Source organism: Nonomuraea sp. SYSU D8015, from assembly GCF_008065375.1.
Lineage (GTDB): Bacteria > Actinomycetota > Actinomycetes > Streptosporangiales > Streptosporangiaceae > Nonomuraea.
Window position 1 is genome coordinate 143,535 of the sequence record NZ_VJYI01000023.1, and the last position, 13,150, is coordinate 156,684.

The window sequence follows — 13,150 nt, forward strand, 5'->3', positions numbered from 1 at the left end:
CACCGAGACACGCCCGTGAGGCATTGCCTTCAACGCCAGCCAACGTGCCTTACGTGCCTGAAAAGATCATCTCGCTCTGACCTGCGAGAAGAGACCAAGAACCCAAGATAACCATCGCGTCGATCAACTGCCCATGGAGTGATGTCGAGGCCGCGGTGACCAGGTCGAGATCAGGCATAAGGCGTCCGAGCAGCGGGAGTCCCTCACCGAGGTCGTATTGAATGTGAATGTCAAGGCCGGACATCATCGCGGCGAACCGCCGATGTTGAGGCCTGTCCAACCGCCGAGTGATGCACGTGTGGGGCCTGCTCAAGGGGTTATAGCCCGTGGGCGTCGGAGGCGCCGGTACGGGAGGCGGATGCGGAGGTGATGGACCATAGGATTTCTTGGCCGTTCGGCTGAGGCTGGTCGGGGTTGAGTGCCAGGTGCGCGCAGCGGCGGCCTTGGTCTCGTAGCGGGTTGGTGACGGACGTGATGCCGAGCCTTTGGCCGGCTGGTGAGGCGTCCCAGCCGAGGTAGGCCGCCTCCGGGTGAGTCTCGTGGAGAATTTGGTGGGCTCCTAGGGCGAGTTCGTCGCTCATGGCGATGATGAGCGCATGGGGAGTGAGCTGGGGGGCGAGTTCTCGCGCTGCCGCGGCGCCATCTGCCTGAGTGTTGCGTGCCACGACAGCGACGGGTGTACTCGTCCAGCTGAGCCCGGCCTGTTCGATGGCGGTACGGTAGCCGCGCAGACGGGCGTCGGTGACGGGAAACGGTGCGCGTGAGGGCAGGTTCGCGCCGGTCGTCACCATGTGCTCGCGGTGGCGATCGAGCGGGAATGAGATCAGTACGGGCGTCCGGCCGTCACGGAGTCCATGGGAGGCGACCGCGCGCGCGGCCCGGTAGTCGTCCTGGGTGACACACGTGATTCCCTCGCGTGGTGGACCCCCCTGGATGACGGCGGGGCGGGGATCGCCGGCGACCGCCGCCAGCACCGGATCGTCCTCCGCGGTGGTCCACAACACGAAACCATCGACTGCCGCGGACAGCACCCGATCAGCGTCTGCGGCGTCGCCGCGCGTGGGGATGAAGGTGAGACCTCGGCCTTCCGCTACGCAGACCTCTGCGACCCCGGCCAGGAACTGTGCCGCTTGGGGATCGTCGAAGGCATACGCCAGGTGCTCGCTGAAAACCACCCCGAGCTGGTGCGTACGACCGGATTTCAGCGCACGCCCGACGGCGTCCGGGCGATATCCCAGCTCGCTGGCCGCGCGGTGCACGCGCTCGCGGGTGGCGGTCGCAACCCGCGCAGGCCGGGTGAAGGCATAGGAGGCGGTCATGGGTGACACTCCCGCACGAGCCGCCACGTCCTTCAGCGTCACACGTCTACGGCTGGTTGGCACGGGACCATCCTATGTGTGTAGCGTTACACATATGTCGACCGAGATCGCTCGCCCCGCCGCAGTGCTCCGTGCCGCGCCGTTCCTCGGCTTCGCCGGATTCGGCACTTTCTGGGGCGTGTGGGGTGCCAGTCTCCCCCTGCTGCGGACCCAAGCCGAGGTGAGCGATGCGGAGTTCGGCATCGCCCTGCTCTTCGTGGCCGCCGGTGCTCTGCCTGCCATGCTGCTGGCCGGGCGGCTCATCGACGCGCTCGGGCTGCGTGTCGCCGGCGTGCTGCTCGCACTGCTGGGCGTCATGGGCCTCGTGGTTTCCGTCACGTCGGCGACCTATGCCGCGTTATGCGTCGGTATCCTCCTGGCAGGAGCCAGTTCGGGAGCGTCTGATGTAGCGATCAACACGCTGGCGGCGACGGTTGAAAAGCGGACCGGACGCCCCGTCGTGGCCCGCTCGCACGCGGCGTTCTCCGCCACGGTCGCCGTCTCCAGCCTGGGCGCCGGTGCGCTTACCGGACTGGCGGACAGCCTGCTGGCGAACTTCGCCGCGGCCGCCGTAGTCACCGTGGCCCTCGGTCTGGCCGTTATCGCCGCGACGCGCTCAGTCTCCGCTCAGGACGCTGTCGTACCCAAGAGCCAGGACGCGCCGGCGCACGCCGGTCGCGCGTTGCGGTGGATCGCCCTGCTCGTGATCGGTGCGATCGGCGCATTGGCGTTCGCATCGGAGAATGCGTACCAGTCCTGGTGTGCTGTCCTGCTGACCGACGAGTTCGCAGCCTCGTCCCCGCTGGCCGCCGTCGCGCCGGCGGCGTTCGCCACGACGGCCGCGCTGGCCCGTTTCGCCGCCGCCACGATCACATTCCGACGCCCGATCGTCACGTTGGCCAGCGGAAGCGTGATCGCCACGACCGGAGGCGTCCTCACGGCGTTCGCGCCCACGCTGCCGCTCGCACTGGTGGGCATCGTCACTGCCGCAGCAGGCACCTCGATACTCTTTCCCACCTTGCTGTCCTACGGGCTTCGACCGATCCCCGACGAGTCACGCGGACGAGCCACGTCCGCCATCTCCACAGTCGCCTATGTCGGTTACCTCGCCGGCCCCGCATACTTCGGCCTGCTCGCTGACGCCACCGGAGTGCAGCAGGCGTTTCTGGGCATCGCCGCACTGACCGCCGTGCTTCTGGCGACGATCCCGGTACTGTCGACGCTCAAGCGAGCAGCGGACGTCCGCTCTCCCAACGAGACGCCGTACTCGATTCGCACGCGACCAGCCCGAACGCACAGGACTCCGGAGCCTTAAGAGGCTTCAAACAAATGATCAGCGGACGAGGCGGCGCCAGCAGATGATGGCAGCGGCCAGAGTCATGAAGGCTTCGCAGATGTCATCGCGGACCTCCCAGCGGATGCGCAGACGGCGGAACCAGTGCAGCAGCGCGATGGTCCGCTCGACCACGTAGCGATGCACACCCAGGCCGCTACCGTGCGGGGTGCCTCGGCGAGCGATGATCGGCTTGATACCGGCACTCCACACCAGGCGCCGGTACTTGTCGTGGTCGTAGCCGCGGTCGGCGAGCAGGCAGTCGGGCCGCTTGCGGGGCCGCCCGACCCGTCCGCGGACCGGTGGGATCTTCTTGATCAACGGGATGAGCTGGGTGACGTCGTTGCGGTTGCCGCCGGTCAGGCTGACGGCGAGCGGGATGCCGTGGCCGTCGGTGATGACGTGGTGCTTTGAGCCCGTCCGTGCGCGGTCGACCGGGCTCGGCCCGGGTTTGGGCCGCCCTTGAGCGCGCGTACGTGCGAGCTGTCGATCACCGCCCTCGACCAGTCCAACTGCCCAGCGGCGTGCAACTCCGACAGCAAGGTCTGATGCAGCCGCTCCCAAACCCCGGCCTCATGCCAGTCCCGCAAGCGGCGCCAGCAGGTCATTCCCGACCCGAACCCCAGCTCTTGAGGCAGGAACTCCCACGGGATCCCGGTGTAGAGCACGAACAAGATCCCGCACAACACCTTGCGATCGTCCAGGCGCTTACGATCCGGATGACGCGCGCCGCTCCACCTTCGGCAGCAGCGGCTCAACCCGCTCCCACAGGCTGTCACGCACCATCCACGGCGGCTGCTCACCTTTCCTCACAAACCGCGATCCAACTGGCCCACCGGCTCCCAAGAGGCCATAGTGATCATTTTGTTAGCACTTCTAAGTGTCGCACCGTGCCATCAGGTTACGGCTCGTGCCATCTCGGCCCGTTTTGCGTGTCACGTGGTGCCAGGTCCTGACGATGCGTGACGGGGCGTACGAGCACGCACCGAGCACGGCCGACACCCTATTCGATCATTGCTGTTCCAGCTGCCACCCTGCGCCGTCCGTGTGGGGCGGACCACGCGGACGCTGCAAGGGATAACACCACGTTCGGGACGCCAAGGCGCTCCTGCGGCGGCTGGACCGTTGCCACCGCGTCCTGGCCGATCCGCGGCTCGGCCACACCCCGCTCAACGCCATTGGCGCCCGGTGGGGTTTCGCGAACGACGCACCATTCAACCGGGCCTTCGGCGTCACCCTGAGCCGGGAATGGTGAAAGCCCTATTCGTCTCCCCCAGTCCTCCCGGATCTCACCTCACGACCCGGCCGGATCTCACCTCACGACCCGGCCGGATCTTCCTCACCACCGGCGGCATGACACCGGCGGGCCCGTCACCCCGTGTCGAACAATCTACGGGCATAGATTCCGCAGGACGCGCTGTCACCACGGAAGTCCAGACCATGCCGATCTACGCTTCCCGCATGGCTTTTGTTATCCCAGAGATCAAGGTCGGCCTGGCCGAACTCGGTGGCGCGCCTGACGCCTGGTGCTCAAGATGCGGCAAGCGTGCGACTCTGTACTACGTTGATCCAGCGACCGGAAGGCACACGTACGTCTGCACGACCGATGCCGGTCCCGAGGTAGAGGCAATGCTCTTGCGCTCCGCCGACTAGGCGAATCACCACCGTGGTGTCAGCCTTTCGAGCCTCCGCGCTCAAGAGACTTCGGAATGAGGTATTTCTTCGACGCCGTAGAACCGCGCCCGCGCCCGTACCTATGAGTGTTCGACCCCACAGAACGGGGCGTCCCACGCCGTCGGAGCGTCGCTCTGGATCACGCCCCCGACGCGAAGCCGTCGCCCCGGCCTCCGGCCTCGGCCGCCTCCCGCTCGGCGAGGTCGTCGGGGCGCATGTACTCGCGGTGCCGCCATCCCGAACATCGGCCGTCGTAGCAGCCGCATCCGGGGCACTCCGGGCAGACCATGCTGACTGTCCAGCCGCACTTTTCGCACAACACCTCGTTTGGCCGAGTCGGTCATGATGGCCTGTACGATGCCAAAAATCGTCCATGACATATGGCCTGGCTTCTATCCTCGGCACTCGTGTTCCTACGTCTGCTGTATCTGCTGATGGTCCGGTTGTTCGCTGGTTGACGCTTGTCGCGCGGGGCGACACCTCCAAGGAGGCGGAGATTTTGGTGTTGCGTCACGAAGTCGCCGTCCCACGTCGTCAGGTCTCCCGCCGGCAACCGGACGGGGCCGACCGGGCGCCACTGGCCGCACTGGCGCGACTGCTGCCCACGCGGCTTCGGCTCCATCCGCGCCGCATGGCCTTAGCGTGACCGTGATCCGACTACGGCATGATCTGCCGGCATGAGGAAAACGATTTCTGTCTTGGTCGTCTGCGGCGCCTTCCTGGTGGGCACGGCCCCCGCGCAGGCCCAGGCCGTGTCCAAAGACCCCGTGCGCGTGCTGAAGTCCAAGCTCATCCCCGGCCACGGCGTCCGGTACACCGAGATTGCCAACTGGTCCGACGGCACCGAGACCTCGCAGGCGTACGAGACGAAGGGCGCCCTGCAGTTCGGGAAGAAGGGCCTGGCCGGCTACGACATCGTCGGCACCGCGTATGACGACGAAAAGGACCGCGTCATCTACAACGGCAAGGCCACGTACTACTCCGGTGCCCTCGCTGGAGACCTCCCCAAGGGCAAGACCTGGATCAAGGTTTCCGGCGGTGGCGGCATGCCCAGCCAGTACGACCAGATCCTCAACCCCACCGAGCCCACCACGCTGTCGGCGCTCCTCAACAAGGGCAAGAGGAGCGGGAACACGGTCACCGGCACGATTACCTTCAAGGACCTGCGTAAGGTGTCCGCCTGGTTCTCCCGCTCGGACCTGCGCTCCTGGGCCTCGGACACAGAGGTCTCCTACAAGCTGACGTTCACCTCGGCCGGACTGGTCAGCAAGCTGTGGAGCTCGTACACGGCCAAGGGCGTCCCGCTGGACTACGAAGACTTCGAGGGCAGCACCGTCATCGTCGACACCCGCTACACCGGCTGGGGCGCCAAGGTGTCGATCAAGACGCCCGACCCCAAGACCGTCGTCACCGAGTGAGCTTGTTCGGGCGTCGCAATGGACGTCGAGTGTAGCCCCACCACCCCTGGCCCCGCGCCGACATGATGCGGTGACTGGTCGGCGAGCCGATTTCTGTGCGGTGCGCAGGGCAGGGGGCGAGGATGCGGTATCGCGCAAGGGCGCCGCGAACACGATCACGAGGACGGTCAGAGAGTTTGCGAGGGATAGGTGGTGTCTTACGACCTTCTGTGGCATATGTGACAGCGACTGCTGCGGCCGCGTCACCTGATTCGCAAGCGTCGGGCCTAGGCGGCGGGTGTGGAGTCGGGTGGGTTGGCGCGGAGTTCGGCCATGGAGGTTTCGGGGAGGTAGCGGCGGCCGGTGACCTGGAGCTGATCGCCTACGAGGCTCGCGATCCACCACACTGATCACGCGAGCTGGATCGCGCCTGCCGTGCGGGCTTCGCCCGTGGCGTACGTGGGTTCCTGTATGCCCGCCCGGGCAGCAGGGGCGGCGCCGCACTGGCCGATCATGCCCACGCCAAGGCGGGCGTCGAGGCGGCGCTGGTGCACTGCGCCGCCCAGAACCCCGCCGTCGGTGCCTTTCTGGTGCCGCCAGGGCTACCAGCCGCTGGTCGCGTCGTGGGGACGGTGGATTTAGCCGGCCTTTGTCTTGTGAGATTTTCTCGCATATCACAAACGAACATCAGGCAACATAAAGAAGCAAATTTGTCGCCATCTCCGGGAAGACTTGGATGTGCTTGTCATACGGGGCGAGGTGCGCATATGGCGATATGTCGTGCGGTGGTGCGGCCTACGTGCTTGATCGCTCTTATGGTGCTCCTGTTATCCTGTGGCATCTCGCCCATCACCCGCTTGCCAGGATCGAGCTCACCTTCCCCAAGCCCTCACAGCTCCGCGCCTGTCATCGCGGAGCCAACGGGTAAAGGCTGCCTGCTCACCCTGCAGCAGGCAAGTGCCGCGATGGGCTGGCCCGTCGCAGACGTTCAGCAGTCCGAAACCCCAGGGCAGGGACAGAACGCCGCGGTTCATCAATGCCTTTATCTGAGCATTCCAGCCAAGGACTGGAGCCGACTCGACCTTTCCGCCAACCCGCCGACCCTGGACGGGGTGACGCACACCATCCTGGCAACGGCGCTGGCGTGTGGCGGCGATGCGGCATTGGGATACGACTCGGCGCCGGCGGCTTTCCCGTCGGTTCCAGGCTCTCGCGCGGTGGGCGGGAATTTCCGGTTGGTCGTCGTCCCGGTTCCGCGAACTGATTGCTGGGCGTCGGTCAACATCGCCCAGGGCAACTGGCCGGACGATCTCGCTCCTGTCGCAGAGCGCCTTCTTGTCCAAGCCATGGCGAATCTGGAAAGCGGATCGTGACCTGTACGGTCACGGCCCGGTCTGAAACTTGGGGGAGATCCAGGCCAGGCGGAACGAGTCGCCCGTTGACGTGCTGTTGCCCTTGAGCACCAGGATCTTGAGCGTAATGCGGGACGTGCTCCCCACCTGAGCCGTCATGGTCGGCGACTCGGTGTACGTGGCCACCCGCTTGTCCAGGACCTGGCCGTCGAGAGCCAGAACCGAGAATTCGACCTGCGCCGCAGCATTGGCGGATCCTCTATCTATGCCAGCTTTCGCCGTGAACGTGGTGGCGCCCTGGGGAACGACGAAGTCCATGGTGCCGTCCATGGCGCCACGCTGAGAGACAAGGCAGATCATGCCGGGAGCTGGCGTGGTCTCACCACCCAATAACGCGATGCCGTCTTTCCAGGCGTTCCCGCCCAGGCTTCCGCAGGAATCGTCCGCGACCGCTTCATTGACGCTGAGCACGGCTCCCGTTCCTGCAGACGTCTGTTCCCCGTCTCTGGCCGCGGAGGGGGTGGCCGTGGTCGTGGTCGTCATGGTGACCGTCGCCGTGGCGGTCGTGGTCACTGCGATGCGATCGCCCAGCGCCTCGCGTACCGCGTCAGGAGCGGCGATGACGGCGGCAATCACGACGGCGGCCGATGAGATCAATGTTCCTGCGAATGTCAATAACGCCGTCACCACCGCGACCTTGTGTTGACGCCCGCGTTCTTTTGCGGCGGCCGGATCTTCTGCTCGGTCCTGGGCCATCCGATGATATTAGCGGACATTAACCTGGCTGCAGATATTATTTGAGTGATCCATTGTTAAGAATCGATCATTTGGCCCAGCTTATCGAAGGCGACGATGTCGTCGCGCAGCCGCGGCAGCGGCGGTTCGAGGTCGATGGGCTCGTAAATGGTGACGCCGTCGAACCCGGTTCGGCCCTGAACGCGGCGCTGAAGGCCAAGATCGAGCAGATCATGGCGCGGCCCGAATTCCAGGGCGCGCGGTGGGGGGCGGAGTTCTTCGCCCTGGACAGCGGAGAGTCGATCTACGAGCTCAACAGCGGTGAGCCGTTCAACGCCGGGTCGTCGTCCAAGGTTTTCGTAGGCGGGGCGGCGATGCTGGCGCTCGGCTACGACCGGCGCTTCACCACCCGGGTGTACCGGACGGGGCCGGTGCGGGGTGGTGTGCGCAAGGGCGACCTGGTGCTGGTGGCCGGTGGGGACCTGCTGCAGTCGGGGCGTCTGCGCCGCAATGGGGGCATGCTCCTGCCCGACCCCGACCCCGACCCCGACCACACCTACAGCTCTACGCCGGGCGCCGGCCCTATCGGCGGCGACCCGCTGCAGGAGCTTCGTCGGCTCGCCGCACAGATCGCGAAGTCCGGCGTCAAGCGCGTCGAGGGCCGCGTCGTGGTCGACACCTCTCTGTTCCGTGAGGGCAGTGAGAAGCTGGCCAACAACGTCACCGCCACCATCTCGCCCATCACGGTCAATGACAATGTCGTGGACGTCACGGTCAAACCGGGACGCCGCTCCGGCCAGGCGGCCGTCCTGCGCATCTCTCCACGCACCGACTACGTTCGCATCATCAACAAGGTCCAGACGGTTGCCGCCTCCGACGCCGCCGCCCGCCCTCTCACCTTCGCCGACGACGAGCGCCACCCCGACGGCTCCCACACCGTCACGCTGAAGGGCGACATCCCGGCCGATAGCGAGGGGCTGTTCCGGGCGTACTTCGTGCCCGAGCCGGCCGTCTTCGCCGAGTTCCTGTTCACCAAGGCGCTCGGCGAGGCCGGTGTGCGGGTCCAGGCGGAGAAGACGGGGACGGGCGGGCGCAAACTGATTGCGGAGTACATGGGGCCGGCCTCGATCCCGCGCCGCCCGGCTCGGCGGACAACAACTTCACCCCGCGCAATTTCACCCAGTTCCTGGCCTACATGGCGCGCCAGCCGCACTTCCATGAATACCGCGACGCGCTGCCGATCACGGGCAAGGACGGCTCCCTGGCCGACGTCCAGCCCGACTCACCGGCGGCCGGGCACGTCTACGCCAAGACCGGCACCAGCATGGGCGGCCCGAACGGCGTCGGGATGGTGCGCAAGGCCCTGGCCGGGTACGTCGAGCTGCCGGGCGACCGCCTGGTGGCCTTCGCCGGGTTCGTCGGTATGTCGGCCAACGGCGAGCAGGCGCAGCGGGAGGTGTCCGTACTCACGGGGCAGGCTCTCGGCGAGATGGCCGCCACCGCCTACACCACGCTGGGTGGCACAGGAGCCTAGGGCCGTCTCGGTGCAGCGTCCGGCCCGCTGCGCGCAACCTCCCTGTTTCCCTCTGGTCCATGCTCATGTGCCCTGGAGAGGCGCCGGAGCGAACCAACTCGGACCCAGTCTCCACCCGGTGCTGGATCGGCGAGCCCTGGTGGACGGGGCTTGGTGGCCCTACTCCCACGACGCGAGGGCCGGACTGCCCGGCCTCATCGCCGCCGTGGACCGGCTGCTTGATCGGGTCATGCTCCGCATCGGCGTGCACCGGGACGCGTGGCAGCGCATTCCGCGCCGGATCCCGGCACGCGGGCGGCAGGTCCGGGTCGGCTGGTTCCGCCACGCCGATCCTCGCGTGATCATTCTGTTCTTCGCTGCCGCCGAGCCGGTCGTCCTACTGATCATCCCGCCGGGGTACCGCCGCCGGCCCTGCCGAGGCCACGCTCAAGCTCACCGGCCAGGACACCACCGGCTGGACTGCCGACGCCATCTTCACCATCGCGCACCTGCCGCCCGATCCCGCCCTCCGCGCGACGGCCGCCAGGAGCTCGGCCAGCAGGGAGAGCGAGGTCGGATCGGTGACCGAGCAGGAGGCGCAGTGCACCATCAGACGGCTGTCAGCGCAGGCGTGACCACATGCCGCCTGCCGGCCGGATAGAGCGGTTCAGGCACCGCCCGTTCTGGCGGCGGACCGAGCTCCGGCCGGCAGGCTCCTCATCCCGTGGGCTGAGCGTGCTGCTCGGCGTGCAAGGCCGTGCCCGGGCACGCGGCATCACCTGCTCGCTCAGGGAAACGGGCAGAGCCAGATGAGCCCATCGCCAACAGCGATCGCCACAAATTGGCACAGGATCGCTCCGGTCGCCGACGGCGGTGGACGGACTCGGCCGTACCTCCGTCGCCCGTCAGAACTTTAAAGTAAAAGTGACGCGCCGCCCAGCGTGGAGAGGGGTGGCAGGCATGGAGCTACGCCAGCTGCGCTATTTCGTCACCCTGGCCGAGGAACTGCATTTCGGCCGGGCCGCGGCCCGCGAGCACATCGTGCAGTCCGCGCTGAGTCAGCAGATCCAGCGGCTCGAACGCGAACTGGGAGTGCGACTGCTGGAACGCAGCACCCACCACGTCGGACGGGCCACACGGGCCGCAGGCGACGCCGCGACGCCATCGCCCCCGCTCCGTGCCGGCATCATCGACGCCGGCTACGACTCCATGCCGATGATCCTGCGCGAGGTGCAGCGACGCCGCTCGACCGGATTCACACCCACCCCCTACGAGGGGACCGTGGAGAGCACACGTGCCGACGCCGACCTCGTACTCCGACATCGCTGCGTCTTCTGCCTTCCCTCCTCCTTCCGATCCTCCAACCTACCCGGCACCACCTGGCGGCCCCTGTCCGAACCCGCCGCGCACTACCCATGGTCACTTCTCTGGCCCGAGGCCAGCCCCTCCATTCACGTATCCGCTGTCCTCGACAGCGCCAAACGACTCGCCCGACAGCTCGGGTGGTTGGAACCCGCGCTGACGGAAGAGGGCGACCCAGCTGTCACCGACCTCGACGACCAACCCACCTGAACTACAAGAGGAACTCGCTGTTCCGACCGTGCTGCCGAACCACATCACGTGGTCGGTCGCCGAGCGTCCGCTGCAACCTGCGGCAGGTACCGGCACGTGGGCTCCGGCAGCCGACGATCCTGCTCCTCGACGAGAGCCGCCACACCCGGGTGGCCCGCTGACCGCCTGGCATGGGTCTGCCTCGCAGGAGGTCAGCGGGCAGGCCGCGTGGCGGTCGGGACGCGCAGGGCCAAAAGGGCGATGTCATCCGTGTTGCCAGGAGGCATGCGGGTGAGGATCTGATCGCAGAAGTCCTCCAGAGGATGGCGGGCAAGGGCGGCGGCATGGCGGCGGAGACCACGCAAGCTGGTGTCCAAGTCAGTGCCGGGGACTTCGACCAAGCCGTCTGTGTAGAGCAGCAGGGTGGAGCCGGGAGGCAGGGCCGCCGTCGCGTCCGGTCGGCTGACGCCCCCTAGGCCCGTGCCCAGCAGCAGGCTCTGACCTTGTTCCAGGTATTCGGCGTGTCCCTCCCGGGTGACCAGGAGGGGCGGAGGATGACCGGCGCTGGTCCATCGCAGCTGCCAGGGCCCTTCCTCTGGACCTTCGACGCGGGCGTAGATCGCGGTGGCCAGAGCGACGTTGGTGATGATGGGAACGGCCTCGTCGAGGCGGTCGATGATGGCACTGGGCGGTTTCATCCGATCCCAGGCCAGCGAACGCAGCATGCCGTGCAGTTGGGCCATGCCTGCCGCGGCGGCCAGGTCGTGGCCGATGACATCGCCGATGACCAGGGCGATGGCGCCGTCACGCAGGGGGAAGGCGTCGTACCAGTCGCCGCCTACCTGCGAACCGGCCGGGGCGGGCTGGTAGCGGGCGGCCATGCGTAGCCGGCCGGGCTGGGGGAGGGCGGTGAGCAGGTTGCGCTGCATGGCCTCGGCGATCTCGCGTTGGCGGCCGAACCGCAGGGTGTTGTCGATCGCCAGACCGACGCGGCGGCCGATGTCGCCGATCAGGGCCACTTCTGTGGCGTCGAAGGGCCGGATGTCGTCGGTACGGGCCAGGGTGAGGGCGCCCGTGACTTGCCGGGCGGCGCCCAAGGGCACGATGAGCGCCGAGGCGGCGCCGACTGCCTGGAGGAATCCGGTCTGGACGGCCGCCAGGGGCGAATCAGGCGGGGTGGCGATCTGCCTTGGCCCCAGCAGCACCGGCGCGCCGCCGCGCAACACCCGTACCAGAGCGGAGCGGGAGTGTTCGTCCAATGCCGGGAGAGGGCCCCGCCACGCTTCCTGATCCAGGTCACGGCCTTCTGGCCCGACCACCGCCACCCTTCGGACTCCCTCTTCCCTGCGCAGGTCGATGGCGAGCCAGTCGGCCAGGCGCGGCACGAGCAGGCGCCCCAGCCGAGCGAGGGCCTCCTCGGTGTCCAGGGTCTGAGCCAGGGCTGTGGAGATCTCCGCGGCCAAGGTCAGCCGGTCCGTGAGGTCCTCCAGGGCGATCACATGCGCCGCGAGGCCCTCCTCCGTCGCCCGTCCGGCCGCGTCACCGACGAACAGCACGGTCGTACCGAGCACGCGGCCGTTGCTGATCACAGGAGCGCTGAACCAGGTGACGGGGATGGGATGCCCGTCGCCGCTCAGAAAGCTGTCGAGCTCGGCGCAGGACGACATGCGGTGGGTGAGCGCCATGTGCAGCCGGCACCGCTCATCCGGAATGGCGGCACCGTCCGCGTGGCGGTGCACAAGGCCGTGAAAGCCCTCCCCCACCATCGCCGGCGCAGTGCGGCCCAGCAGTTCTTCCGCTGCGAGGTTGACCGCGACGATCTGCCCGGAAGGGTCCAGCACTGCCACGCCGGCGCCCAGATGGTCGAACACCTCCCGCCAGAACTCCGGCCGCATCGCCCACCCTCGGCCCTGGCCACCAGCCGTGTTCCGGACCATGCCGTTCCTTCCGCTATAGACGTGCGCTGCCGGCCAGAGCCGGCCGGCGGACCTCGGCCGGCTACCGGCAATGATCTCCGGCGCGGACTCGCCGTGCCCGGCGATGCGGCGATGCCCCTGTCACCGCATGGCGGCTGTCGTCCGGGGTCGCGTGATCGTACATCAAGCGCGGCATGACCAGCATGGGCTCGAGTCGGTGTCGTGGCGTCTCGCTCCCAGATTGTGGCTGACGCCCCGTGGCCTCGGAGGAATGCTCTTAGCCTGAAGCATCATGGTACCGGCGCAGATCGCGCTTTCCGG

General features: G+C 67.4%; 10 protein-coding genes and 3 pseudogenes. 7 read left to right on the plus strand and 6 right to left on the minus strand.

Going from position 1 to position 13,150, the window contains the following annotated elements; genetic code table 11:
* Window positions 1–317: 317 nt before the first annotated feature.
* A complete protein-coding gene (locus ID574_RS47730) occupies window positions 318–1,382 on the minus strand; it encodes a LacI family DNA-binding transcriptional regulator (RefSeq protein WP_336245621.1) in 1,065 nt (354 codons plus the stop codon).
* 31 nt (window positions 1,383–1,413) lie between these two features.
* Between ID574_RS47730 and ID574_RS47735 the strand changes: the two genes are divergently transcribed.
* Window positions 1,414–2,673, plus strand: coding sequence for an MFS transporter (locus tag ID574_RS47735; RefSeq protein ID WP_188195707.1), 1,260 nt, complete (start codon window positions 1,414–1,416; stop codon window positions 2,671–2,673).
* An 18-nt stretch (window positions 2,674–2,691) separates the two neighbouring features.
* On the opposite strand, the gene ID574_RS47740 is transcribed toward ID574_RS47735, so the two are convergent.
* The 3 genes and pseudogenes from ID574_RS47740 to ID574_RS47745 all read right to left on the minus strand — a co-directional run bounded on the left by ID574_RS47740 (window position 2,692) and on the right by ID574_RS47745 (window position 4,654).
* On the minus strand, window positions 2,692–3,255 hold the full coding sequence (locus ID574_RS47740) for an IS5 family transposase (protein ID WP_262496140.1): 564 nt from the start codon (window positions 3,253–3,255) through the stop codon (window positions 2,692–2,694).
* 44 nt (window positions 3,256–3,299) lie between these two features.
* Window positions 3,300–3,494, minus strand: a pseudogene (locus tag ID574_RS62540) (transposase); the annotation flags it as partial.
* Between the two features lie 1,010 nt (window positions 3,495–4,504).
* On the minus strand, window positions 4,505–4,654 hold the full coding sequence (locus tag ID574_RS47745) for a hypothetical protein (RefSeq protein ID WP_188195708.1): 150 nt from the start codon (window positions 4,652–4,654) through the stop codon (window positions 4,505–4,507).
* A gap of 388 nt (window positions 4,655–5,042) precedes the next feature.
* Between ID574_RS47745 and ID574_RS47750 the strand changes: the two genes are divergently transcribed.
* Together ID574_RS47750 and ID574_RS47755 are read left to right on the plus strand one after the other, a co-directional pair.
* Window positions 5,043–5,783, plus strand: a complete 741-nt coding sequence (locus ID574_RS47750; RefSeq protein ID WP_188195709.1) for a hypothetical protein — start codon at window positions 5,043–5,045, stop codon at window positions 5,781–5,783.
* Between the two features lie 944 nt (window positions 5,784–6,727).
* Window positions 6,728–7,135, plus strand: a complete 408-nt coding sequence (locus ID574_RS47755) for a hypothetical protein (RefSeq protein WP_188195710.1) — start codon at window positions 6,728–6,730, stop codon at window positions 7,133–7,135.
* 9 nt (window positions 7,136–7,144) lie between these two features.
* On the opposite strand, the gene ID574_RS47760 is transcribed toward ID574_RS47755, so the two are convergent.
* Window positions 7,145–7,870, minus strand: a complete 726-nt coding sequence (locus ID574_RS47760) for an NPCBM/NEW2 domain-containing protein (RefSeq protein WP_188195711.1) — start codon at window positions 7,868–7,870, stop codon at window positions 7,145–7,147.
* Window positions 7,871–8,082: 212 nt separating this feature from the next.
* Between ID574_RS47760 and ID574_RS63140 the strand changes: the two are divergent.
* From ID574_RS63140 to ID574_RS62310, 4 genes and pseudogenes are all read left to right on the plus strand, one after another.
* A pseudogene (locus ID574_RS63140) lies at window positions 8,083–8,862 on the plus strand (D-alanyl-D-alanine carboxypeptidase); the annotation flags it as partial.
* A gap of 143 nt (window positions 8,863–9,005) precedes the next feature.
* Window positions 9,006–9,383, plus strand: a pseudogene (locus ID574_RS47770) (D-alanyl-D-alanine carboxypeptidase); the annotation flags it as partial.
* Between the two features lie 118 nt (window positions 9,384–9,501).
* Complete coding sequence (locus tag ID574_RS63145; RefSeq protein WP_223167823.1) at window positions 9,502–10,023, plus strand: DUF5994 family protein; 522 nt, start codon at window positions 9,502–9,504, stop codon at window positions 10,021–10,023.
* Window positions 10,024–10,322: 299 nt separating this feature from the next.
* Window positions 10,323–10,934, plus strand: coding sequence for a LysR family transcriptional regulator (locus tag ID574_RS62310; protein ID WP_270094321.1), 612 nt, complete (start codon window positions 10,323–10,325; stop codon window positions 10,932–10,934).
* A gap of 191 nt (window positions 10,935–11,125) precedes the next feature.
* On the opposite strand, the gene ID574_RS47780 is transcribed toward ID574_RS62310, so the two are convergent.
* Window positions 11,126–12,850 (minus strand): SpoIIE family protein phosphatase, encoded by a 1,725-nt coding sequence (locus ID574_RS47780; protein ID WP_188195712.1) that lies wholly within the window; start codon window positions 12,848–12,850, stop codon window positions 11,126–11,128.
* Between the last annotated feature and the right edge of the window lie 300 nt (window positions 12,851–13,150).

Bases quoted from the DNA above. Each gene is read 5' to 3' on its own strand.
- ID574_RS47735 (WP_188195707.1), top strand. From the start codon at position 1,414: ATGTCGACCGAGATCGCTCGCCCCGCCGCAGTGCTCCGTGCCGCGCCG.
- ID574_RS47745 (WP_188195708.1), bottom strand. From the start codon at position 4,654: ATGGTCTGCCCGGAGTGCCCCGGATGCGGCTGCTACGACGGCCGATGT.
- ID574_RS47750 (WP_188195709.1), top strand. From the start codon at position 5,043: ATGAGGAAAACGATTTCTGTCTTGGTCGTCTGCGGCGCCTTCCTGGTG.
- ID574_RS47755 (WP_188195710.1), top strand. From the start codon at position 6,728: ATGGGCTGGCCCGTCGCAGACGTTCAGCAGTCCGAAACCCCAGGGCAG.
- ID574_RS47760 (WP_188195711.1), bottom strand. From the start codon at position 7,870: ATGGCCCAGGACCGAGCAGAAGATCCGGCCGCCGCAAAAGAACGCGGG.
- ID574_RS62310 (WP_270094321.1), top strand. From the start codon at position 10,323: ATGGAGCTACGCCAGCTGCGCTATTTCGTCACCCTGGCCGAGGAACTG.
- ID574_RS47780 (WP_188195712.1), bottom strand. From the start codon at position 12,850: ATGGTCCGGAACACGGCTGGTGGCCAGGGCCGAGGGTGGGCGATGCGG.